Source organism: Verrucomicrobiaceae bacterium, from assembly GCA_016713035.1.
GTDB lineage: Bacteria > Verrucomicrobiota > Verrucomicrobiia > Verrucomicrobiales > Verrucomicrobiaceae > Prosthecobacter.
In genome coordinates, this window is sequence record JADJPW010000009.1 from 124916 (window position 1) to 148762 (window position 23847).

The following is a 23847-nucleotide window of genomic DNA, read 5'->3' on the forward strand; positions in this document are numbered from 1 at the left end:
CTTCAACGGTAAGGATTGCCGGATTCGAAGAGCGACTGAATCTCCGCATCGCTCATCGCACGGCCTAGGATGAGTATTTCGTCCACGCGACCGCTGAGTTTGCGATCCGTGCGGTTCCAGTTGCCGATTTGTGCGGGACCGAGGCGGGCGGGATGAGCCGTCGTTTCGCGGCTTTCGCTGTCGAAGCGGCCGTTGAGGTAAAAACGCGTCGTTCTCGCCTCGGAGTCATAAACCACGGCGAGATGCATCCATCGGCCAATTTCGGGCAAAACAGGCCTGAGCGAGTCTGGAAAGCCATCGGGGCTTGAGGAGCCTGCGTTACCTTTGAGCGCCAGTCGCATGGTGGAGTAGCGATTCACCATCCAGTGGACCTGACCGGGATTGCTCACCTCCCAACCATCTGTGTGCAGCAGGGATTGATAAGGCGCATCCAGCCGGTCTAGCCGCACCCACGATGCCAGCGTGAGCCGCGGCCAGGTGCGCTCACCACCGAGATCGAGCTTCAAATGATCGCCCACACGCACAAACTCCGGCGCACGCGATCCCGGCCAGCGGCCTTGCGTCGTGCGGCAGGTGTCCGGAGCCTCGCCTGACTCAAAATCGAGCAAGGCGATCAAGGCGGGGTCCTCGCGGAGCTTTGACAAAGCGGCCTCTGAGCGTGCCCGCTGGCCTGCGGCGAGGCCGGCGGTGAGTTCGTTCACCTCATCGCCTTGAATGAAGGCCGCCGAGCGCAAATCACGCGCCGCCTGGCCGCCGGTCGTCATCGTCACCGCATCACCGGTGCGCAGGCTGCGCTGGTCTTTCGCCGCATGGGCGATGACTTCTCCCTGAAACACATGCACCTCCGCCTCGCCCGCGAGCGGCACATCCACGCCGAACCGCGTGCCTAGATCCACCGCATCCCCCGAAGGCGTGATCACCGTGAAACCCTTCGCCGAAGGCGGCACATCCGCCGAAAGGCGACCCTGCGTGAGCCGCAGACGCTGAGCGGACTCAAATTGAAACACCGCCGGAGCCTCGATCACGACTTTTGCGCCCTTGGATGTGATCAGAGCCAGTGTCCCGGCTTGCAGCTCGTGCCTCTCGCCCTGCAAAGCGGATCCAGGCGCCAGACTCGACACCCCGACGATCTTTTCCACACGCGCGAAGTCCTGCGGACTAAGCCACCACGCCACCAGCGCCACACAGGCCGCCGCCGCGCCGATGAAGGCTGCTGCGGTTAGCGGACGCCAGGAGAACTGCCGTGGCGAACGGCTCGTATCCGGCAGCGTGGTGAGCATTTCGCGTGCCCCTGCGGCGCAAGTCGCCTTCGCCTCCAGTGCCACGTCCAGATTCATGTAGTGCAGGTAGAGCCTCCGCAGGTCCGTGTCGGCCTTCAGGCGGTTTTGCAGTGCGGCAGCTTCCTCCTCCGTGAGCAGTCCGGCCAAGTGGCGCTGGATGAGTTCGTGTGAATCTGTATTCATGCGTGTTCCTCCTTGGCGAGTGTGCGCTCCACACACTCCAGCAGGGCCTGCCGGATGCGGTGGAGCAGTTTGTAGAGTGCCATCGGCGTCTGCCCACGGCGGGTGGCCAGCTCATCCATGCGGGTGCCCTTCGTGTAGGCGGTGAGCACCAGTTCACGTTGCGCGGCGGGGAGCTTGTCCAGGCAGTGCTCCAGGGCCTCGCGATGCCCATCATGCACCGCCACCAAGGCAGCCGCATCATCGGCGAGCTGGTTCACCAGTTCGTCATCAAACACATGCCTGTCCCGCGACTGCCGACGCAGGTGACGCAGAACGACATTCTTTGCCACGCCAAAGGCCCAGCCCTGGAAATCCGCCGCCGCATCAAACTTCTCCCACAGCACGAGAATGACATCCTGCATCACCTCCGAAGCCATCTGCCGCGTGGGCACCAGCGACCTCACAAACGTGTGCAACGCCACCTCGCTCGCCGCGTAGTGGCGGAGAAACTGGGCATGGCGCTCGTGTTCGGATGGCGGGGACATAAAGGCTGACTACCAAGTCGTCGCCAGCCGTGCGCTTATTTGCCGGAAAAAGTTTCGATCTCCATTCAGCAGCAGATGAAACACCCGCAGCCGGCTCTTTGAAGCAGTCCTCGCGGCTAGCGGTTTGAGATCATTGCTTCTGAGTCGGGAAATGCGATGAAGCGTGTATCGCATGAAACCTATCATTTTAATTCTTTTCGCCACATTGACGGCCAATGCTGCTGACTTCAAGGCCACGAACTCGGGCATCGAGATCACGGCAGGCAGTCTGGGGAGCTTCACGCTGAGCTACCCGGAGTGTGAGCCAGCACATAAGATCATCGAGGTGAAGGCCGTGGCCGCGAGTACCATGCTGCGCTATGAAGGAGGGGCGCAGTGTGTGGTTTCGGCGGGGAAGGATGGGATCGGGGTCGTCTTCAAAGATGTGCCTGCGGATGTGAAGTCATGGAAGATGACGACGCTGATCGACATCGGCTTTGCGAAGGGTGGCTCGTGGCGCATCGCGGACAAAGAGGGCGTTTTTCCGGCGGAGAAGGCCTCACCGCCGCAGATCGCGAGTTTGAACTCGACGACGTTTAAGCTCAAAAATGCCCAGGGGCAGAGTTTGAGCTTTTTGACGCCGGATTACGCATTTCAGCAGCTCACGGACAATCGCGAGTGGAACTGGGCGGTGTATCACTGGCAGTTCATCGTGCCGTGGATACCAGATCGTGTGACAGGGAGGATCAAGATCACGTCCGATCTGGCGTCGGTGAAGAAATTGATCGATCCCTTCGGCCAGAGCTTGAAGGATGTGTTTCCGAACAAGCTGAAGTCGCTCGAAGAGCTGAAGGCCGATGTGGCGGCGGATAAGGCCTATTACGCGGGCATCGAGACGCCGGTGCTGGATGGCTTTGGTGGCCAGCCGGGCAGTGGTGAGGCGCTAGGGCTGAAAAAGACCGGTTTTTTCCATGTGGAGCAAAAAGGCGAAAAATCGTGGTTGGTCGATCCTGATGGGAATGCGTTCTTCCACCTGGGTGTGTGCGGTTTTGCGCCGAATGATGACTACACTTATGTGAAGGGCCGCGAGGGCATCTATGAGTGGTTGCCGAAGATCGACAGCGAATACGCCAGCGCTTTTCGTGAGGGCAATGCGGATCATTTTTCGTTCTACATCGCGAATGTGATCCAAAAATTCGGCGCGGCCTATGATTACGAATCGCACGCCACGCGGATGATGGAGCGGGTTAAAAAGTGGGGCTTCAACAGCATCGGGGCCTTTAGCCCGGTGCCGAAGGCAGCGTTTCCGTATGTGGCGCATCTGCCGATCAACGAATGGGAAGGCGTGCCGCGCATTCCAGGTGCGCATGAGGTGTGGGACCCGTTTGATGCCGCCACGGCGGCAAAGATCGCCGAAAACATCGCCCGCGAGGTGCCTACGCGGGCGCAGGACCCGATGCTGATCGGCTGGTTCATCGTGAATGAGCCGCGCTACGATGAGCTACCACGCGTGATCCCGTCGCTGGATGGCAAGCACGCGTGTAAACGCGAACTGGTGGCCGCTTTGAAGGCGAAATACGCTACGGTGGAAGCTTTCAACACCGCGTGGCACGCGAAGGCGTCGTCATTTGATGAACTCGTCGATTCTGGGCTCGCGGTGACGACGGATGCGGCGAAGGCGGATGTGAAGGCCTTTGTCGGCACCTTTCTGGAGACCTACTTCACGCAGATCGAGAAAGTGTTCCGCCAGCATGACGCGAATCATCTGCTGCTCGGCAGCCGCCTCCAGCCGATCACGATCGAGGATGAGCAGCTCTGCCGCATCATGGGAAAGCATCTCGATGTGGTGAGCTACAACTACTACACCTTCGGCGTCGATACGGCGGCGCTGAAGCGCTACCACGAGTGGACGGGTGGCAAGCCGATGATGTTGAGCGAGTTCTTCTGGGCCTCACCGAAGGACAGCGGGCTGATCGGCGGGCGGGAGGTGAGCACGCAGCGGGAGCGCGGGCTGGCGTATCGGAACTATGTCGAGCAAAGCGCGGCGCTGGGCTTCGTTGTGGGCATCGAGTGGTTCACGCTGGTCGATCAGGCGACGACGGGGCGGTGGTTCAGCCAATACAATGGTGAAAGCTACAATACGGGCCTCATCAGCGTGGCGGATCGCCCGTGGAAAGACATGCTAGCGGAGATGATGAAGACGAACCACTCGATCTATGACCTGCTGCTGGGGAGGCGAGCGCCGTTTGCGTGGGAGGATGCGCGGTTTCGCGGGAAATAAGCTCCGATGAGGCTGCGGGGGCTCTGATCAGGCTTTCGGTGCCCACTTGGGGTAGCGCTGTTTGAGCTGCTGGCGGAGTTTTTGAGCCTGATCGGTGTCGCCGAGTTTGTCGAGGGTGCGTGCGGCTTTGTGAAGGGCCTCGGGGGTGACGTTTTCGTCTTCAAAGACCTGGCTGGGCACGGCATACTTGCCGGTGGCGGCTTTCCATTTTTCACGGGCGGCTTCTTGCTGCTGCTGCTTGGCGAGATCGTCGCCATGGGCGTCTAGGATGTCGCCTTGGAGGATGAGGAGCTCGGCTTGGAGCTTGCCGTCTTTGACAAAGCTGAGGGCGTCTTCGGCGGTCTTATTGCCATCATCGAAGGCGGACTTACCCTGCTGGGCGCGGCCTTTGGTGAGGAGGGCCCGGGCTTTGGAGGAGACATCGGGATTAGACTGGAGGAAGTAGTCTGCGGCGGCGATGCTTTGGTCGTAGTTCCCGGATTCGAGCTGGGACATGGAGAGGTAGATCCAGATGACGGCTTCGGTGTTGCCAGGATTATCAGGAGTGGCGGCGAGTTCGAGGTAGCGAGCGGCTTTGGGGAATTCCTGCGCGGTGTAGAACTTGAGGCCGAGCCATTTGAGGATGTTGGGCTGGACGGAGCCGTCGGTTTTGACGGAGAGGTATGAGTCGATGGTCTTGGCGAGCTCGGTGGTGTTTTGGCGAGCGTAGTCGCAGAGGATGAGCATCTGGCTAGCACGCTCGAAGTACACTTTGCTGTCGATCTGGAGGGCGTGGCGGAGGGCGGGGATAGCTTTGTCGTAGTTTTTGAGATCGAAGTAACCGCGACCGATGCCATACCAGGCCTGAGCGGCGGCATTGGTGGCCGGGAAGAGCTTCAGGAGGCTCTCAAAGGCGGAGATGGCGGCTTTGGAGTCTTTTTGCTCCATGGCGATGATGCCGAGCTGGAGCCAGGCGAGCTCACAGGCCTCAGATTTGGGATGGTCTTTGGTGACTTGCTCGAAGTCGGCCTTGGCCTTGGGGAGGTCGCGTGCGTCTTTGTTGGCGAGACCACGGCGAGCGAGCGCTTTGGCGGTGTACTCGTGCCCTGGGTAGTCGGTGAGGAATTTGGTGAAGCTGGAGACGGCTTCCTGGTGGCGGCCGGATTCGCCCTGGGCCCAGCCCATGTTGAAAAGGGTGCCTGCACGGAGTTTTTCTGGCAGTTTTTCGACGCGGAGGTCGGTGTAGCTTTGGGCGGCGTTGTTGTAGTCGCCTTTGTTGTAGAAGTAGTCCGCGCGGATGAGGCGTGCGAGGCTGAGGTACTCGTGATCGCCTTTGGTGGGGGTGTAGCGGGTGATGAAGTCGCCGGCGAATTCCGCGAGGTCTTTGTCATTGAGGAGATAGAAGCAGTAGAGCTTCCAGTAACCGGCCTCGAAGGCCTCCTCGGTCTCTTTGTGATACTGCTCGATGATGAGGTAAACCTCGATGGCGCGGGCGTAGCTCTTGCCGCTGCGGTAGGAGTGACCGACGAGGAGGAGCATCTTGGGCCGGGTGGTGCCGGGCGGGAGGGTATCGGCGTTCTGATTGTAGTAGTTGATGACGCTGGTGTAGTCACCTTTGGCATAGAGTGCCTGGATGATGCCGACGAGGGCGATGCCGCGGCTGACCTCGGTGGTTTCTGGCAGGCTGAGGGCTTTTTTGAATAGCTCGATGGCTTCATCTGGCTTGCCGATTTCTGCGTAAAGCACGGCAGCGCGGAGGGAGGCATCTGCGAGGATGGCGGGGTCTTGGCTTTGCTGAGCGAGCTCGAGGAAGGATTTCAGCGATTGCTCTTTTTGATCCTTGGTGAGTTGGATGTTGGCGAGGGAGAGGAGAGCTGAATCGCGGTAGGGATTGTTCTCCGTGACGGCGATGAGGATGTTGAGCGCCTCGATCTGCTTTTTGGTATCACCGAGGAGCTCGTAGCAGCGGCTTTTGTTATGCAGAGCGGCGAGTTTGGCCTCTGGGGCCTTGGTGCGTGCCTCACAGAAGGCGAAATGGCCTGCAGCAGCCTCGAGGCCGGGTTTTGCAGCGGCTTTGTTGCCCGCAGCGATTTCATTCTGCGCATTGTTGAAGGCGATGGCTCCGAGGCGATAGGCGGCGGAGGGGGCTCCTTCACTGGCGGGATAGCGATTGACCACTTCCTCCCAGTAGGTGGCGGCTTGGCGGAGCATGCGCTGCTCACGGTAGCACTCGCCGATGCGGAAGAGAGCATCGGCGACGCGTTTGCCATTCGGATACTGCTGGAGGTATTGAGCGTAGTTCTGTGCGGCGATCTGCCACTCCTGCCGCTCGTAGGCGAGGGAGGCAGTATCGAAGAGATCACTGCCTGGGCTGCTGGAAAGGCCAGAGCCGCCAGCGGGCAGTGCACGCGGCACCGGCTGGGAGTCTGCGGGCAGGGCCTTGGGGATGCCCTGCGCATGGGCGAATACGCCGCTGAGGAGTAAACAAGCGGCGGCGGCGGCAGAGGCGAGGCAACGCGATGGAGTGAGCACGGAGGACATGCGTGAGAGGAAGACGGAGAGCATGCAGTGCTTATTTCGGCGGTGCGGGGGCGGCGGTGCCAGGGGCATCCGGCTTGCGTGTGGCAAAGGCGATGTTGTAGATGCCGGCTTTCTGGCAGGCATCCATGACGCGGATGACATGCTTGTAGTCGGTGATTTCATCGCCGCGGATGATGACGGCCTGCTCATGCGTGCCGGCCATTTGGATGATGTTTTGCAGCTTTAGGAGCAGCTCGTCCACGTTGTAGTTCTGGCCGTTGACGACGATCTCGCCTTCTTTTTTGATGTTGATGATGATCTCGCCGACGGTGCGGCTTTCCTTCTCTTTACCAGCCTCTGCAGCGGGGACGCTGACATCCATGGCCTGCTCCTCCTTGGCATACTGGAAGGTGACGGCGAAAAAGATGACGAGCAGGAAGAGCACATCCACCAGCGGCGCGAGCTGCATGGGGGTGGGTTCGATGCTGTGCTGTTTGCGGAAGTTCATGCGTCACAGATCCCTCAGGTTGAGGCGGCGGCTCGGGCGGCCCGTTTATACTGCACGGCGAGCAGCGCCATGAGGTGCGTGGTGGCGGCCTCCATCTCAGAGATGAGGCGGTTCACCTTTCCGCGGAAAATGGAGTAAAACATCAGCGCCGGGATGCCGATGACGAGGCCAGAGGCCGTGCACAGCAGGGCCTCGGACACGCCTTGAGCCAGCCCAAGCTGATTGGAGCCGCCAGCGGCTTTCCCAGAGATCTCGTGGAAGGTGGTGATCATGCCCAGCGTGGTGCCCAGCAGGCCCAGCATCGGGGCGATGGCTCCCACGTCACCCAGGTAGGCGATACGGGCGAGGAGCAGGCTGGATTGGCGATTTCCCTCTGCCTCGGTGACTTCCTTCACCTCCTCAAAGCTGGCGGTGGGGTTCCGTGTGGCGAAATCCAGCGTCTTCGCCGTGACGCGGGCGATGCACTCATTGCGGCGATTGCACACCGCGAGGAGGCCCAGGTAGTCCTGCTTGCGGATCAGGGCATCCGCTGAGTTCATGAAGGCATCGCTCACGACTGTGCCCTGGCGGATGGTGAGGGTAAAGAGCACGATCATGAAGAAGGCCACCATCGACAGGCCGATGAGCGGGTAGGCCATGATCCCGGTGCGCTTGATGAAGCCCTCAAAGGTCAAGGTGTCGCCAAAGGGATTGTCCGCGTTCGGACTAGTGGTCGCAGCGGCGACATCAGACGGTACAGGCGTGACCACAGACGCAGGAGTCTGCTGTGCGGCGGCGCTGCCTGGGGCGGCGGCCATCCAGGAAACCACGAGCGCCAGCACGGCCAGAGCGAGGAGGATTTTTCGATGCATGAGGCGCGGATACTAGGTGGTGATTGATAACTGGCAAGCTCCCCCTGGGTGCTATCTGGGGGCCTTTTTACCGCCACTTGGGCCTATTTCCGCACCGGCAGCACGATGTGCGAGGGGTGCTCCGCGTCGTGGTAGATGGTATTGAGGGCCGTTTTCACCTGGCGGTGCTGCTGGAGGGGCTCGCCGGTGTTCGGGTTCACATCAAAGCGCGGGAAATTGCTGCTACTGATGTCCACACGGATGCGGTGGCCTTTTTTGAAGACATTGCTGGTGGGGTAAAGGCGGATGGTCAGCGGATAGACCTTCCCTGGCTCCATCAGCCGCTCCTCGGTCAGTGAATCGCGGAATCGTGCCCGGCAGATGCCATCCGCGATATTTAAATCAAAGCCGCCGGGCCACGCCGCGCTGGCGGGATGCACATCAAGCAGCTTTGCCGTGAAATCGGTGTCCACCGCGTCGGATGAGACCCAGAGCCGCACCTCCAGCTCGCCCGTGACCTCCACATCGGCTGCGAGCGGCTCTGTCTGAAAGACCAGCACATCATTCCGCGCAGAGAGCGGGAGCGGCTGGGGCCAATTCCACACATGCGGGCCGCCACGCTGGTCCCAGGCACCTTGCAGCATGATGCCATCGCCGCTGGAGATATTCCCGCCGATGGTGGGCACGGGGTTTTTCGGGTCAAAGGTGTAGCGGGAGCTGCCGCGCTGCTTTTTCGGCTCCAGGGCTCCATCGGGACCGAAGTAGTAATTCACCGCCTCCACGCCCGCAGGTGGCCACTGGGCCGCATCATGCCATTTCCCACCATGATCGAGCTTTCCATCTGCCGTCTTTCCGCCGCTGCCCTGTCCCATCGTGAAATAGCGCACTTTGGTGGGGAATGGGCAGGCTTTGCCCTTCATCACATGGTCATACCAGGCCAGCCGCCACGCCAGCTCATCCGGGATCGCTGCCTCAGCTCCGAAATCGACCATCCCATGCGCCGACTTTGCCTGCTGACCATGAATCCACGGTCCCATGATCAGATACACGCCACTTTTGAGCGCGGGCGTCAGCGCACGGAAATTCGCCGTCGTATTCCCCGCCCACGAGTCGTACCAGCCACCCACCAGCATGACGGGGATGTCCTTATAGTCCGCCGCGTGGTCGATGATGTTGTTTTGCCGCCAAAAGGCATCATTGGCACCGTGGCGCATCGCCTGGATGAGCCAGTCCTCATATTCAGCGGCCAGCTTCAGTGGGGTGGTGCCAGGCCGCAGGGGCAGGTGTGAGAGGTAGCTCAGGCGATTATCGGCCATCTCTTTCAGCACGGCCTCGGTGCCGGGATCACCTGCGGCGCTGCTGCCCTTGCCACCATTGAGCATGATCCAGTTCCAGAAGCGCATCTCAAAAGCGCCTGCATTGCGCATGGACTGCACACCGCAGTTCGACACCGCATCCACGGGGATCACCGTGGAGAGACCAGGGGCCTTCTCCAGCGCCATCGCGTGCTGCGTGCCCCCGACGTAGCTCGTGCCGATCATGCCGATCTGACCATCGCTCCACGGCTGGGAGATGATCCACTTCGCACACTCCGCGCCATCCACACCATCATCAGTCATCCAGTGCCACACGCCCTCACTGCCGTAGCGCCCCCGCGTGTCCTGGGCCACAAAGACATAGCCATGACTGGCGAAGTACTCCGCATGCTTCTTTGCGCCAGCTTTGTTGTAAGGGGATCGCGTGAGGATCACTGGTAGCTTCTCCGTCACACCCGCAGGCCGGTAAATATCCGTCGCCAGCCGCACGCCATCCCGCATCGACACCATCACGTCGATTTCAGCGGTCACCTCCACCTGCGCATGAAGCTGTGCGATGAAAAGGAGCGAGAGGAGGATGGAAGCGAGCGTGTGGCGCATGACGCAGACAACAACGCCGTCAGAGAGCCCTTTTCTCTCCCCTTCCCTGGCGGATGCATTCGCTCGGATCGGGGGCCGCGTGCGATAATTTCGTTCACCCCTCACCAGCCTTCGCTTGGCATCGGGGGCTTCGTCATTCATTCGTCACGCCTCGCATGCTTCCCCTCTTTGTTCCCAGCGACCACTTCCGCGAACTCGCTCCCACGGCCATCTTTCCAGACACCACACGTCCGCTCGAAGTCGATCTGGGCTGCGGGGACGGCACGTTCCTGGTCGGCATGGCCGCGCAGCACCCAGAGCGGGACTTCCTCGGCGTAGAGCGCATGCTCGGCCGCGTCAGCAAGACCGCACGGAAGATCACCGCGCAAAAACTCCCCAATGCCCGCATCATGCGCCTGGAGAGTGCCTACACCGTCGCGTGGCTGCTGCCGCGTGCGAGCGTGAGCCGCCTGCACCTGCTCTGCCCCGATCCGTGGCCGAAAAAGCGCCACGCCGAGCGCCGCCTCGTCAATCAGGCCGAGTTCCTCGATGGTCTCACCCGCATCCTGCGGCCCGGCGGCGAGTTTTTGCTCAAAACCGACGACCAGCCCTATTTTGAAGACGCCTTGCTCAGCTTTGAAAGCCGCACGCATCAGTTTCAGCGGCTCGATTGGCCGGATGGCGCCTTCCCCTACACCACCACCGACTTTGAGGCCACCTGGCTCGCCGCAGGCCGCAGCATCCATCGGGCGCGGTGGCAGTTGAAGAGTTGAGAGCAGCCTCTACTCTCCAGGACTTCATGCGGCATCTTTCGGCACATGGTTTCCGGCTGTGGATCGCGACGTTCTTGCTCGCGGCGGGGAGTCATCTTCATGCACAGGATTCTTCGAAGACCTGGTCGGCGCGGGACACGCGGCTGGCGAATGAGTACCTTTCGCTGCTGGTGCAGCAGCCAGAGTATGGACGCGTGGTGGAGCTGCTGTGGACGCTGTATGAGAAGCATGAGGCCACACAGCTACTGGTGGAAAATGTATCGCAGCAGGCAGCGGCATCGAAGCACGTCTCTGTCATCCTCGTGCAGGCGCATCTGCTGCGGCGCAGTGGGGCGCTGGAGGCTGCGGCGGCACGGTATGATGAGGTGCTGAAGGCGGATGCGAAGAATGCCCACGCACTGCGTGGCCGTGCGGATGTGGCGCTGGAGCTCCGAAAGCCAGAGGAAGCCATCACGCTGCTGAAACGGCTCGCAGAGCAATCAAGTGAGCCAGCGCTGTGGATCGAGCTGGGGAATCTCGCCCTCGGCAGCGGCAAAAATGCGGATGCGGCAGCAGCGTGGGAAAAGGCGGCGGCGCTGCGCCCAGCGGATTTCACGCTGGCGCGGCAGGTGGCGCAGTTGCTCCTGCAAGGCGGTTTTCCAGATCGGGCGGCCACCTTTTTCTCGAAGCTGGTGGATCAAAAAGACCCGCAGCGGCGGCTGGATGCGCTGTATGACCTCGCACGCATTTATGAGCACGCAGATCAGTTCGCGAAGGCGGATGCGGCGCTGCGTGATGGGCTGGCGCTGCTGCATTTCCGCGATGGGCGCTACGCGGACTTTTTCCGGCGGCGGGTGCGGCTGCATGAGCGTTTTGGCACGCTGGAGGAGCTGCAAAAGTCCCTCATCACAGCAGCGCAGGCTGATCCACCATCGGAGCAGGCGCTAGCAGATGCGGTGCGGTTCTTTGAGCTGACGGTGGAGGTGGATGAGCGGGTGAAATGGCTGCGCACGCTGGTGAAGACGGTGCCGCAGGTTGAGGATTACCGCTGGGAGCTGGTGCGGGCGCTGCTGGATCACGAAGGCGCAGCAGAGGCCGCGCAGTTGCTCGATGAGCGGCTAAAAAACGACGGCAGCGATCTGCCTGCGCTGGTGTTTCTGCGCTGTGAGGCAGATTTGCGGGCGGGTGACAATGCCGCAGCGTCTGCACGGCTGAAAAAGCTGCTGGAGGGGCAAAACAATGCCGAGGTGGAGAAGCAGGTGCTGCTCTTTGCGCAGTCACGCACGCTGGATGAGGTGATTGCCACGATTCTGCTAGACCGCGTGCAGCGTGATCCGCAAAAGGCAGAGGCCGTGTTCGAGCTAGCGGCGTTTTATCGTGCGCGGCGGGATGTAGCGGCTGAGGACAAGCTGCTGCGTGATTTCACAAACGGCGCGGTGAATGAGGAGGACCGCCAGAAGCGCCTCAATGACGCGAGTGCCTTCCTAGCTGCGAGCAACAATCTGGATAGCGCGATCATGCTGGCGCGTGAGGCGGTGACAAAGCCCGGTGCGGGCCGTGCGGCATGGCTCCAGCTCGCTGACTTGCTGGCGGAGCAGGGTGACAATGAAGAGGCACGTGATTGGGTGGAAAAGGCCTGGGTGGCGAGTCAGACGGATGACGAACGCATTGATGCAGATGAGCGGCTGTTTTCGATCTTGATGGGCGACACCGACGAGAAGCCCAAAAAGGCCTCCAACGGTGAATTTAAGCTGCCAGATGCCTTTACGGGCAAGGGTTTCGGCTCGGATGACCCAGAGGCCGCTCCACATGAAAATGTGCCAGATGCCGTTCGCGACTACGCGGATGATTTGATCGCAAAATGTCGCCAAAAGGGCTCGCAGGCGGATTTTTTCCGCGCGGCGTGGTGGGCGCATAAAGCGAACTTTTTGGCCGAATGCTATGAAATGCTGCTGCGGCTGGAATTCGATGAAAAAGGCCATGTGCGGCCTGTTTCACCTGCGGCGGAAATTTTGAAGCTCGATCTGGCCGTGCTGGATGGCAATCTGGCACTGGCAGAGCGGCAGATGCGGAAGCTCGCCGCGCAGGATGTGCGCTACACGCTGCGACTGAGTGAGCAGTTGCTGGAGAGTGAGCACCGCAGCGGTGCAGAGGTGGCGGTGGCGAGGGAGTCCATCGATCCCGAGTGGCCGATGAAGATGCGCCTGATGGGCGAGCCGCCGCTGCCGGGCAAAGCAGCAGCGAAGCTGCTGGAGGCCGCTTACCGCGAGTCCCCTGACAGTGAGCAGCTGCTCTCTGCGCTGACGCAGGTGTATCTGCTCCAACGCCGCTCGGATGATGTGCTGGAGCTATGGAAAAGTGCGGTGAAGCGGGCAGAGGCCACACAGGCCATCGCGCTGACAGAGCGCTACGCGGAGCTGCTGCTACGGCTGCACCGCCTTGAAGACCATGTCGAGGCACAGGCTCAGATCTGGGAGCGTGAGACGGACATCAAACGCCGCCGCGAGGCGCTGCGGCGCTGTGTGGATAGGCTGACGTTTTCTGACTCGCAGGGCGGTGAGCTGGCAGCGAGTGTGATCAAGGACCGACTGGCCATCATCGAGAAAACGCTGCGCGGTCAGGTGCAGCGGCATCCATTCGATGGCTTTTATCACGAGGCTCTGGCGCTGGTATATGGGCGTAGCGGGGACCACGCGCGGGCCTTTGCGAGCATGAAGCAGGCTTACTACACGGCACCGGATGTGCCGTTCTCACTGGATCAGCTACGTGAGGCTGCGCTGAAGGTGGGGGATCTGAAGAGCGCGGTGTATTTTCAAAAACAAGTCGCTGCGGCGGCACCGCCAGCGGAGGTGGCGGCGGAGTCACGGCGGCTGGTGGAGCTGCTGGAGCAGACGTTTCAAATCGATGAAGCAGATCGTGTGCGGCGGCGGCTGGAGAGCCGCTTTGCGCAGGATGTGAAGGCACTGGATGAGCTGGCGAAATACTATCAATCCACGGGCCAAGATGACGCGGAGCGGCGTGTGTATGAGCAGGTGGTGAAGGTGCAGCCGTGGGATGCAGCGGCGCAGCTACGCCTCGCGCTGAAGTGCCTGCGCTTCGCCGACCCAGCGGGTGCGGAGGAGCATCTGCTGCGTGTTTTGAGCACGGAGGTGAAGAGCAAACTCTCTCGCACGGGCATCAAAGCACCGCTGCCGCTGACGGATACGCGGAAGCCAGGCTCAAAGTCCATGGTGCATGATTTACTGCCGCTGCTGGACTTTGCACCTGCGCTGGAAAAGCCGGAGATGGACCGCATCCGTGCCTTTTTGGCCACACCGCGGCCAGAATTCGCGGAGGTGCCGACTGATCCCGTGCTGGTGCGGCTGCGAGCGATCGAGGAGCTGTGCAAGCTAGGTCGGCAGACGGCATGGAAGGCTGAAAAGACGACGGAGACGGAGCAACTATGGCTGCATTACTACTCGGGACGGGGTGCGGCTTTTCGCGAGATGCTGCGGCGCATGCTCCAGAATGAGGAGCATACGCTGGAGGGACAATTTGCGTTGCTGTGGCTCACGTTGCGCAGTCATGGCATGCCAGAGGCACTGAAATGGGCTGCACCAAGTGGGCCGGTGGCGGCGGAGGTGCTGTCCCTGCGAGAGCGGCTGCTGCATGCCTGTGTTTCGATGCTGGTGGATGCAGAGGGCTTCCGCTTTGAGGTGGAGGAGCTAAAACTGCTCGCTCAGGCCGATGCGATGCGCGGCACCGCGATCAAGGACGTGGTGGATAAGATCGCGGGCAAGCAGCGCTACGCAGAGGCACTGGCGCTGGGCAGTGGACTGCCGGTGAATGCGCGGAATATGCTGTACCTCGCACGCATCGCGGAGTCCACGGAGGACTGGCGGCTGGCGCGGCATTACCTGCAAAGCGCGGTGAAGGAGTCGCTCAACAACGGCAAAAACCAAGGCGGTGTCGGTGTCTTCATGCAGAGCCTGACGGCGCTGACTCGGGTGAGTGAGTCCGCACAGGAGCGGCAGGAAATGACGAGTGAGGCCTGGCGGCAACTGCAACGTGCTCCAGCGAGTGATTTGACGACGGTCCAACGCGCCACCGTGGCTGGGATGAGCGGCGCTGAGTCGCAGGCGACGGGTGCGTTGGAGAAATTCTTCACGGGTGACTTCATCGCGAAGCAGCCGATCAGCGATGGGCGTGGCAGTCTGATGCCACAGGGCTCCTCACGCTATGAGGAGGCGCAGCACCTGCGCACGCTGTGGGAGGAGACAAAGGAACTGCAGCAGATCTTACGCATGCAGGGCCTGAGTGGTGCCGTGCGCGGGGCGAATGAGCTGCTGGAGCATAAATGGGGCGCGACGATGCTGGCTCCACGCTCGGACTCAGAGTTCGGCGAGTGGCGCATCAATGCGCTGATTTCAAAACTGCGCGGTGAGGATTACTTCACGCGACTGCGGCTCATCAATGAGCACCTCGCCAGCGTGGATATGCGCACGGAGCACTCGGTCGATACACTGGGCAATCTGGGTAGCCGACTCGAAAGCGCAGGCATGGCACGCGAGTCGGTGAGTGTCTATGCACGGCTGCCAGAGCGTGCCCCATCGAATCCCGACTACGCACAGTGGCTGCTGCGTGCGTGTGAGAACTCGATGGATGTGGAGCCGGGGTGTAGCTACTCACTCCAGATCATTCTAGCCGAGCCACCGCTGAAGCCGCCGAATCCCGGTGATGAGGTGCTGCGTGATAAACACGCGATGTTTTTGACGCGTGACTTCAATGTCGAGGAGCTACGCAGGTGGGCCTTTCGCGAAAAGATCACGCAGGTGCTGCCAGGCCGCATCCCGCATGAGGCGGCTTATCTACGTGCCTATGCGCTGCTACAGGAGCGGCTAGGCAATGATCAGGCGGCCCTGCAAGGCTGGGAACACATGAAGCATGTCTTTGCCAGCAATGAGCAGAGTGGTCATGAGCATGATCTGGAGGCTGCACTGCACCGTGGGAAGCTGCTGCAAAAGCTAGCACGGCCCCAGGAGGCGCTGACAGCGCTGCGTGAGGTCACGCTGACCGATCCCATGTCCGCTGTGATGACCGAGGCACTGGAGCTGCGCATCAAATTGACTGCCGCACTCGGCAACTGGAACGAGGTGCGTGATCTCAAAACGATGGCCGTGGATCGCCAATCTCTCCCCGGCGTGCTGGCACTGGCCCACGAGCTGGCGCAGCGTGAAAAACGCGTGGAGGCGCTCAATTACCTCACGCAGGCCGAGCGCACGCTGAAGGAGGAGCACCAGCGCTTCACCCTGCGGCTGGAGCAGCTCATGCTGCTGGCGGCGGAGGCAAAATGGTCACCACAGCGTGACCGGGCACGCATCGCAGCACTGTTTCGCGTGCAGTCACGCCAGCGGGAGGATCTGACGCAGATGACGGAGTGGCTGCAAAAAGAAGCCCAGGGCCGCAACGCGGGCGAATGGGCCAGCGTGCTACGTGCGGAGGCGGTGGCCGGTGCGGACCGTGCAGCGGCGGCACTAGCGTGGAGTGCCTTTGCGGAGAAAATGGACGCAGCGGCAGGCACCGACCTCGCGGCAGCCTGGCGCGGTGCTTTGGAAAAAGACCGGCTGTGCATGGAGCTGACGGCCGAGCGCCTGCTGGCTGCGCAGCGTCCCGAATGGGCCCTCATCGCCTGCGAGGCCGCTGCGGAGGTGCCGACACTGCGTGAGCAGGGCCGCAAGCTACCGCTGACAGTGCGTGTGGTGCATGCACTAGGCGATGAGCCGGCGGTGCGTGAGCTTTTTAATGAGACGCTGCGCATGCCCACTCCAGGTGGCGGGCAGACGGTGGCCTGGGCACTCGGTTTCGAGGAAACAGGGCATGCACAGCTCGCTCGTGAGCTTTTTGAGGCCGCCCTACGCCACCGCGAGGGCATGGAAGAGAATGAGCCCGCGCTTTTCGCTGCGTGGACGCGGTTTCTCATCCGCCAGCATGAGTTTGACGCTGCGGAGGCCTATTTGATCCGCACCGCCTGGGCGATGCCCGGCGAGGCCGCGAAGCTCACTTTTGAGCTGCACCGTGAATGGGGCACACTCGGCACTCTGGAGGTCGAATTACCGAAATACCGCCTCCCCAGCGGCGAATCGAAGGAAGCCGCCTTTTTGGCGAAACAGGAGCTGGAGAAACGGTGAGGGCAGAATGTCCGTTTTTGACATTTGGGGCGGTTAAATGAAAGAAATCGGCCAATTCCTTTCATTTGAGGCCACAAAACGATAGAAACTTTCGATCTTCCGGCCTAAATTAAAAAAATGACCATTTTCTTTATTTATGAATCGAGGACTCAGCGGCCATTTCGTTCCGGTCTCCACTTTGGGGGAGGACTGTCGGGCTTTTGTGCCCGCGCCGCTCCCGCCGGTACCGGCGCTGGTTTTGGACGATACTTTACATGATCAACTCCAGGACGCTTCGTTGGCTGTCGGGCGGCTGGATGGGCAGATCGACGTACTGCCGGACCGACAGGTGTTTCTGTATTCGTATGTCCGCAAGGAGGCCGTGCTTTCCTCACAGATCGAGGGCACGCAGTCTTCGCTCAGCGACCTACTCACGCATGAAATGGACCTCGCTCCCGGTGTGCCAGCGGAGGATGTGGAGGAAGTGTCCTGCTATGTCGCGGCATTGGAACTGGGGATGCAGCGCCTCGCGGAGGGGCTGCCCATTTCGCTGCGCCTCATCACCGAGCTACATGGTAGGCTTCTTTCCTCGGGTCGTGGCAGCACAAAGCAGCCGGGAGAGTTTCGCCGTTCGCAAAACTGGATCGGCGGCAGTCGGCCGGGGAACGCACGGCATGTGCCACCTCCGCCGGACATGGTGCTCGATTGCATGGGGGCGCTGGAGAAATTCATCCACAATGATCCGGTGAAAACGGGCACGCTCATCAAAGCGGCACTGGCTCATGTGCAGTTCGAAACGATTCACCCTTTCCTGGATGGCAATGGCCGTTTGGGACGACTGCTGATCGCTCTCATTTTGAGTGCGGAAGGCATGCTGCGTCAGCCGATGCTCTACCTGAGCTGGTATTTCAAAAAACACCGCTCGGACTACTACGCTCACCTCCAGCAAGTGCGAGAAACCGGCGACTGGGAGGCGTGGCTCTCCTACTTTTTGCGCGGCGTGAAGGAATCCGCCGAGGATGCTGCCACCACGGCGCGGCGTCTTTGGACGATCTTTCGTGCCGACCGCGAGCGGCTCCATGCTTTGCCAGGAGCCACGGGATCACTGCTGCATGCGCATGAGCAGCTCCAGTCCGTGCCACTGCTCTCCGCCAGCAAAGCAGCGACGCGGATGCATGTCTCGCTACCCACTGCCACGAAGGCGCTGCATCGTCTGCAAACCCTGGGCATCGTCCGTGAGATCACGGGGGGCAAATATGGACGGCTGTATGCTTATGACGCCTATCTCTCGCTCCTGAGCGAGGGGACGGAGCCGCTGCGGTGAGTCTGCGGAGTGCCAATTTTTGGTTATTGGAGGGATGGCGGTGCTTTTTGACCAGACGCGGGCGCAAAAAATCTGCGGGACTCGGAATGATTGACGATTGATGAACAATCGATTGCTGATTGTTGAGTTTTTTTGCGCTCACATCTGACCAAAAAGAAGGGGCACCGTGCGGTGCCCCTTCCGAGTTTCTGAGTGGTGTGTTGGCGATTATGAACCGCCTGGACGCCATTCTTCGGTGGCGAACTTGAAGGCCTGCTCCAGGCCGACGAGGTCGGTGCTGGGGCGGAGGGCTTCGAAGGCGGCGCTTTCCTTCTGGATGTCTGCGTCGCTGTAGTTCATGGCTTTGATGGAGAGGCCGATGCGGCGCTCCACTTTGTCCACCTTGATGACGCGGGCTTCGACTTCGTCGCCGACGTTGAGCTTGTCTTTCACCTTCTCGATGCGCTCCTCGCTGATCTGCGAGATGTGCACGAGGCCGTCGATGTCGTCTTCGAGCTCCACGAAGGCACCAAAGCTGGCGATCTTCGAGACGCGGCCCTTGACGACTTCGCCGACCTTGAAGCGGCCGTCGATCTCGCTCCATGGATCGGTTTCGAGCTGCTTCATGCCGAGGGAGATGCGCTGATTGGCCTTGTCGATGCCGAGAACGACGGCTTCGACTTCCTGGCCCTTCTTGAGCATTTCGGATGGGTGGTTGATCTTGCGTGTCCAGCTGAGGTCGGAGACGTGGATCATGCCGTCGATGCCCTCTTCGAGCTCGACGAAGGCGCCGTAGGCGGTGAGGTTGCGCACGGCGCGGGTCATCTTGGTGCCCACAGGGTAGCGAGCGTCGATGTCGTCCCACGGATTGGGTTCGAGCTGGCGGACGCCGAGGCTGATCTTGCGCTCGTCTTTGTTGATGCCGAGGACGACAGACTCCACGACCTGACCCACAGCCAAAACGTCGCCCGGACGAGCGATGCGCTTGGTCCAGGAGAGTTCGGAGACGTGAATGAGGCCTTCGACGCCTTCTTCCACTTCCACAAAGGCACCGTAAGCGACGAGCTTGGTGACTTTGCCGCGGACTTTGTGGCCGACGGGGTAACGGTTTTCGATGTTTTCCCAGGGGTTGTTCTGGAGCTGCTTGAGGCCGAGGGAGACGCGTTCTTTTTCGCGATTCACTTCGAGAATGATGACATTCACAGCCTGACCGATGCCGACCATCTCAGAAGGATGGTTGAGGCGGCCCCAGGACATGTCGGTGATGTGGAGAAGGCCGTCCATACCGTTGAGATCGACGAAGACGCCGAAGTCGGTGATGTTCTTGACCACGCCAGTGACCTTGTCGCCCGGATTGACGGAGTCGAGGAACTTCTGGCGCTGCTCGCTGCGCTCGGCCTCGATGACTTCGCGGCGGGAGAGGACGATGTTTTTGCGCTCGTCGTTGATTTTGACGATCTTGAATTCGTACACCTTGCCGACGTATTCGTTGAGGTCTTTCGGCGGGATGATGTCGATCTGGCTGCCGGGGAGGAAGGCCTCCACGCCGACGTTGACCATGAGGCCGCCTTTGACGACGCTCTTGACCTTGCCTTTGACGAGACCGCCGTCTTTGAAGACGTGGTAAATTTTTTCCCAATTCTGGCGGTGGGCGGCTTTCTCCTTGGAGAGAACGACCATGCCTTCGTCATTTTCGAGAAGCTCGAGCAGGACTTCGACTTCGTCGCCGACCTGGATGTCTTCGTCCTCGAATTCGTTGGAGGGGATGGCTCCTTCGGACTTGTAGCCGATGTCCACGAGGATGACCTGGGGTTTGATTTCGAGGATCCGGCCTTTGACGATGGAACCTTCGGAGAGCTCGCGGAAAGAACCTGCGATCAGGTCGGCGAGCGATGCATTAGCACTCATTGATGTGTTTTAACGGGTTGGGAGCGTTGGGTGGGTGAACCGCATGTGTGCTTCCGCTCCGGAGGCACACGGCGGGCTGTCGTCCCGCAGCACCAGAGGGTGCCCGGACAAGAGGGCCGCCATACTCGGGGTGAAGCTGTTTTTGGCAAGGAGGAAGTTCGGCCCGGAAGCGAAAGGTTTATGCTGGGGGGAGAGAAGTTTTTACAATCAGTCGCGGGCGGATGCTGTAATTGACACTTTCCGGGCGGGACCGTACGATGGCCGCCTTTCTCTATAAATAAATCCGTGACTCCGCCTTCCTCTATCCTCACGAACGATCGTGACCGTGCCGCTGCTCTCGCCTGGGGTTCTCTTTCTGTGCTCGTCGTGGCGCAGCTAGGGGTCATTTTATGGCTAGCGGCGGTGAAGGAGCCCGCGCCTGCCTCTGCAGAGGCAAAGATGGCTGTGCCGCCGCTCCCAGGGGTGCCGCAGCCGGCAGCGCCCGCAGTCGTGAATGAGCCTACGCCGCTGGCATCCGTGCCCGCTGCTCCGAGAAAGCCGGTGCCGATGCCAGGCCAGATCGAGGCTCCGCCGCCTGCTCCGGTGGAGACTCCGCAAATGGCTGCCGCACCCACTGTGTCACCGAATGCGCCGCCGCCGGTGGGCTCTTTCGGCTCCACGGCGGTCCCCACGGCGCCGAATCTGCCCGGTGGAGGGATGAAGGAGCCTGCGATCCCGAATTTCGTGGCCGCTGCGGCTGGTGCTGCCGCTGGGGGGATGTCTGGTGGGCCTACTTTACCTGGTGGGGGCATGCCGATGCCGAAGATCCCTGTGATCGATGGCTCGGGCACACAGATCGCGCCGGATTTGAATGAAAAACCAGCCCTCCCCGGCTCTGGGAAGGCTGCTCCACTGCCGATGCCGCTGGTGCCAGAGACGGGGGCGAGCATGCTGGATGCCCGGCGTGATGTGAATGGCCTACTGGCCAGTGCGAAGGAGCTGCGTGGCCTGGGCAATACGCAGGATGCCATGAATGTGCTGCGGCAGGCGGACCTAGTCTCTCCGGCGAATCCGGCGGTGATGGCTGAGATGGCAGAGATTTATGAGCAGATGGGCTTGAATCAAAAAGCCATCGACCAATGGCGGGGCATCCAGCTCCAAGGTGCCTCCAAGGCGGGTCAATACTACGATCTAGCGCAGCGGAGGCTGGGCAATGTGCCGGGGGCTGATAGCGTGGCGGTGCCGACGATCACGGGCACTCCCGTGGCCGATTCTGAAAAACGCCTGCGCCTGGGTGCCTGCCAGGTCGTGCGTGATTTTGCCATCAAAGACGGGGAGCGCTATGTGCTGCGTGTACCGATCAATCGCACGGGGAATAAGTCCATCGACCCGAACGCGATCGACCTGAAGACCTTCTTTTATCACCGCCAGGGCACAGAGGTGAAGCTGGATAACACCACCGAGCTCTCTGAGGACTGGAAGACCCAGCGAGTGGACTGGAACAGCAGCGATGTGGAGGTGGTGGACGTGATCTACACCCTGCCGCCACCCACTCCGCAGGAGGTGGCTACACGCACGCATAAGACCTACCACGGCTACATGCTGCATCTGTATTATGACAATAAGCTCCAGGATGTCGTGGCGGAGCCACGTGAGCTCCTAGAGCAGGCACAGCTCTCTCTGCCGCTGGGGACGACCAGCAGCGGCCCGAATCCACTTCTGCCTCCGAGCGGGAGATGAACTGCCCGTGCAGCCCTGCCTGCTCCCGTTTCCGATGATCCTCCTTTTTGCCGATTCCCAAGCTGAAGCACTCGAAGGCCGCGCTGCCTTCCTGCGTGATCGGCTGCCGGGATTTACGATCTCGCATGTGGCAGATCCGGTGGCTGCGGCAGCGTGGATCGCACGGGCGCAGGCTCTCGATGTGCTCGTGACGGAGGCGATTTTCGATGAGGATCACACGGGTTTCGAGCTGCGTGATGTGGCGCGGGCACGCTTCCCGCATGTGCGGGTGCTTTTCACGACGCGGTTCGATCTGAGTGAGTTCGATGAGCAAGTCGCGGGCGAATCCGTGCTGAAAGACAGCCCCTACTCGCATGAAAAACTGCTGCTGCGTGTGCAGGCACTGCTTTCTGAGCCCGTGGATGCCTCTGCACCGCAGCCCGTGATGGTGCCCGGCACCGTGCTGGGCAGCTATCAGGTGCTCGACCGGCTCTACATCGAAAATGAGGCAGAGACGTATCGTGCCATGCAGGTGAGTGTGCAGCGCCCAGTAGCGCTGGTGCTGCTGAAACCAGAGTTTCTCAATCAGCCGGAGGTGGTGGCAAAATTCCGCGAGCGTATCCGGGTGAAGGCCGGGCTGGAGTATGCGCGGATCGCGCCGTTGTTCGAGGCTGGCGAGGCGAACGGCTGGCTCTTTTACACCCGTGAGCTACCACGCGGACGCACGCTGGAGGAGCTGGAGGCAGCGGATGAGCATCTGAATGAGCGCAGGCTCGCAGAGGTGCTCCACGGCATCGCAGAGGCGATGGAGCATGCGACGACTCGCGGCTACCACCACCGTAGTCTCGCTCCGCGTGATATTTACATCGACGGGGATCACCACTCGAGCATCACCAACATCTTCCGCCAGAGCGGCACCACCCGCCGTGATGCCAAGGCGGATGTACGAGCCCTATTGCACATGCTGCGCCCCATTGCGGCGGAGGGAAAGGCGCGTGGCATGCTCACCGCGCTGGAAAACGGCCACCATGACTGGAGCGGCCTGCTGGAGACGCTGGATGACATCCGCGATGCGATGCGTGAGCACAGCATCGTGAAAAAAATCGAGGCTGAGACACTGCCCACCGTGGTGACGAGCAGTGGGGGCCGTCCGTGGTGGGTATGGCTGATTTTTGCCTCCTTGCTGGCCCTCATCGCCGGAGTCGGGGCGCTCACCAGTGGCGGCACAGGCGGGAAAAACCGCCTCATCAGCTCCAAGGCTGCCACCGTGCCCCAAGTCGAGCAATGGGCACACATCCCCGCTGGGCCCTTTGTTTACCAAGAACAGCTCCACAAGCCACTGGCCAAAGAATGCTGGATCAGCAAACATGAGGTCACTCTAGGTCAGTATGCAGAATTTCTCGCGGCACTGAAAAAGGGGCCAACAGGCCAGTACGACCACCCAGAGCAGCCGAAGACTAAAAAAGGCCACACTCCCCCGCACTGGGATGCCTACATGGCTGCGGCGGTGAATGGCACCCCCGTGCAGGGTGAGCCAGTCTCCATCCACACACCTGTGACGGAGGTGGATTGGTTCGATGCCTATGCTTACGCCAAATGGCGGGGCATGCGCCTACCGACAGAGCTGGAGTGGGAGAAGGCCGCGCGGGGCGACCAGGGCCGTGCTTACCCCTGGGGTGATGCAGATGTGCCCGGCGCGGCGAATCTGGGTGATGATTACAGCGACAAGCCTGGCGTAAAGGGCGGCACGAAGGACGGGCATAATTTTGCCGCTGCGGTGACGCGTGACACGCGTGATGTGAGCCCCTACGACGTCCGCGAAATGGCGGGCAATGTGCAGGAATGGACTGCGGGTGAGCAAAGCGAAGGCGACTGGCCGCTGCACCCAGATTACCCCGATTTACGTGTGCCCGTGGTGCGTGGTGGCCATTTTGGCATGAAAAGTAGCGATCAGGCTCCTCACCGACCGCCGCTTCCCAGACTCTGCCATGGAGGCCGTGCCAGCACGCGGATTCCGCGTCGTGCGTGACACGCCACCGTGACCTCGTGTCGAATATTCCT

The 23847-nt window shown here is 61.0% G+C and carries 13 protein-coding genes; 6 read left to right on the forward strand and 7 right to left on the reverse strand.

What is annotated here, in order from left to right; genetic code table 11:
* Positions 1 to 2 precede the first annotated feature (2 nt).
* Together IPK32_21975 and IPK32_21980 are read right to left on the reverse strand one after the other, a co-directional pair.
* Positions 3 to 1463 carry a FecR domain-containing protein gene (locus IPK32_21975; GenBank protein ID MBK8094556.1) on the reverse strand — a complete coding sequence of 487 codons (1461 nt, stop codon included), beginning with the start codon at positions 1461 to 1463 and terminating at the stop codon, positions 3 to 5.
* Positions 1460 to 1987, reverse strand: a complete 528-nt coding sequence (locus IPK32_21980) for a sigma-70 family RNA polymerase sigma factor (GenBank protein ID MBK8094557.1) — start codon at positions 1985 to 1987, stop codon at positions 1460 to 1462. Before IPK32_21980 ends, IPK32_21975 begins: the two co-directional genes overlap by 4 nt.
* Before the next feature lie 172 nt (positions 1988 to 2159).
* Between IPK32_21980 and IPK32_21985 the strand changes: the two genes are divergently transcribed.
* On the forward strand, positions 2160 to 4247 hold the full coding sequence (locus IPK32_21985; GenBank protein ID MBK8094558.1) for an agarase: 2088 nt from the start codon (positions 2160 to 2162) through the stop codon (positions 4245 to 4247).
* A 27-nt stretch (positions 4248 to 4274) separates the two neighbouring features.
* Here IPK32_21985 and IPK32_21990 read toward each other — a convergent pair whose 3' ends face one another.
* From IPK32_21990 to IPK32_22005, 4 genes are all read right to left on the reverse strand, one after another.
* Positions 4275 to 6791 (reverse strand): tetratricopeptide repeat protein, encoded by a 2517-nt coding sequence (locus IPK32_21990; GenBank protein ID MBK8094559.1) that lies wholly within the window; start codon positions 6789 to 6791, stop codon positions 4275 to 4277.
* A gap of 7 nt (positions 6792 to 6798) precedes the next feature.
* A complete protein-coding gene (locus IPK32_21995; protein ID MBK8094560.1) occupies positions 6799 to 7254 on the reverse strand; it encodes a biopolymer transporter ExbD in 456 nt (151 codons plus the stop codon).
* A gap of 14 nt (positions 7255 to 7268) precedes the next feature.
* On the reverse strand, positions 7269 to 8105 hold the full coding sequence (locus IPK32_22000) for a MotA/TolQ/ExbB proton channel family protein (GenBank protein MBK8094561.1): 837 nt from the start codon (positions 8103 to 8105) through the stop codon (positions 7269 to 7271).
* Positions 8106 to 8188: 83 nt separating this feature from the next.
* The gene (locus IPK32_22005; protein ID MBK8094562.1) at positions 8189 to 10000 is read right to left on the reverse strand and encodes a CocE/NonD family hydrolase; all 1812 of its coding nucleotides are present in this window, start codon (positions 9998 to 10000) and stop codon (positions 8189 to 8191) included.
* Positions 10001 to 10155: 155 nt separating this feature from the next.
* On the opposite strand from IPK32_22005, the gene trmB reads away from it, so the two are divergent.
* From trmB to IPK32_22020, 3 genes are all read left to right on the forward strand, one after another.
* Complete coding sequence (gene trmB, locus IPK32_22010) at positions 10156 to 10752, forward strand: tRNA (guanosine(46)-N7)-methyltransferase TrmB (GenBank protein ID MBK8094563.1); 597 nt, start codon at positions 10156 to 10158, stop codon at positions 10750 to 10752.
* Positions 10753 to 10778: 26 nt separating this feature from the next.
* Positions 10779 to 16898: a tetratricopeptide repeat protein gene (locus IPK32_22015; protein MBK8094564.1), complete on the forward strand. Its 6120-nt coding sequence runs from the start codon at positions 10779 to 10781 to the stop codon at positions 16896 to 16898.
* Positions 16899 to 17034: 136 nt separating this feature from the next.
* Entirely contained in the window at positions 17035 to 18201 is a 1167-nt protein-coding gene (locus IPK32_22020) for a Fic family protein (GenBank protein ID MBK8094565.1), read from the forward strand.
* A gap of 207 nt (positions 18202 to 18408) precedes the next feature.
* Here IPK32_22020 and rpsA read toward each other — a convergent pair whose 3' ends face one another.
* Positions 18409 to 20088: a 30S ribosomal protein S1 gene (rpsA, locus tag IPK32_22025; protein ID MBK8094566.1), complete on the reverse strand. Its 1680-nt coding sequence runs from the start codon at positions 20086 to 20088 to the stop codon at positions 18409 to 18411.
* A 285-nt stretch (positions 20089 to 20373) separates the two neighbouring features.
* Here rpsA and IPK32_22030 point away from each other — a divergent pair, with 285 nt between their 5' ends.
* Both IPK32_22030 and IPK32_22035 read left to right on the forward strand, forming a co-directional pair.
* Complete coding sequence (locus tag IPK32_22030) at positions 20374 to 21807, forward strand: hypothetical protein (GenBank protein MBK8094567.1); 1434 nt, start codon at positions 20374 to 20376, stop codon at positions 21805 to 21807.
* A 34-nt stretch (positions 21808 to 21841) separates the two neighbouring features.
* A complete protein-coding gene (locus IPK32_22035; protein MBK8094568.1) occupies positions 21842 to 23815 on the forward strand; it encodes an SUMF1/EgtB/PvdO family nonheme iron enzyme in 1974 nt (657 codons plus the stop codon).
* Positions 23816 to 23847 lie beyond the last annotated feature (32 nt).

Coding starts and splice junctions, on each gene's coding strand:
- IPK32_21975 (MBK8094556.1), bottom strand. CDS start 1,463: ATGAATACAGATTCACACGAACTCATCCAGCGCCACTTGGCCGGACTG.
- IPK32_21980 (MBK8094557.1), bottom strand. CDS start 1,987: ATGTCCCCGCCATCCGAACACGAGCGCCATGCCCAGTTTCTCCGCCAC.
- IPK32_21985 (MBK8094558.1), top strand. CDS start 2,160: ATGAAACCTATCATTTTAATTCTTTTCGCCACATTGACGGCCAATGCT.
- IPK32_21990 (MBK8094559.1), bottom strand. CDS start 6,791: ATGCTCTCCGTCTTCCTCTCACGCATGTCCTCCGTGCTCACTCCATCG.
- IPK32_21995 (MBK8094560.1), bottom strand. CDS start 7,254: ATGAACTTCCGCAAACAGCACAGCATCGAACCCACCCCCATGCAGCTC.
- IPK32_22000 (MBK8094561.1), bottom strand. CDS start 8,105: ATGCATCGAAAAATCCTCCTCGCTCTGGCCGTGCTGGCGCTCGTGGTT.
- IPK32_22005 (MBK8094562.1), bottom strand. CDS start 10,000: ATGCGCCACACGCTCGCTTCCATCCTCCTCTCGCTCCTTTTCATCGCA.
- trmB (MBK8094563.1), top strand. CDS start 10,156: ATGCTTCCCCTCTTTGTTCCCAGCGACCACTTCCGCGAACTCGCTCCC.
- IPK32_22015 (MBK8094564.1), top strand. CDS start 10,779: ATGCGGCATCTTTCGGCACATGGTTTCCGGCTGTGGATCGCGACGTTC.
- IPK32_22020 (MBK8094565.1), top strand. CDS start 17,035: ATGAATCGAGGACTCAGCGGCCATTTCGTTCCGGTCTCCACTTTGGGG.
- rpsA (MBK8094566.1), bottom strand. CDS start 20,088: ATGAGTGCTAATGCATCGCTCGCCGACCTGATCGCAGGTTCTTTCCGC.
- IPK32_22035 (MBK8094568.1), top strand. CDS start 21,842: ATGATCCTCCTTTTTGCCGATTCCCAAGCTGAAGCACTCGAAGGCCGC.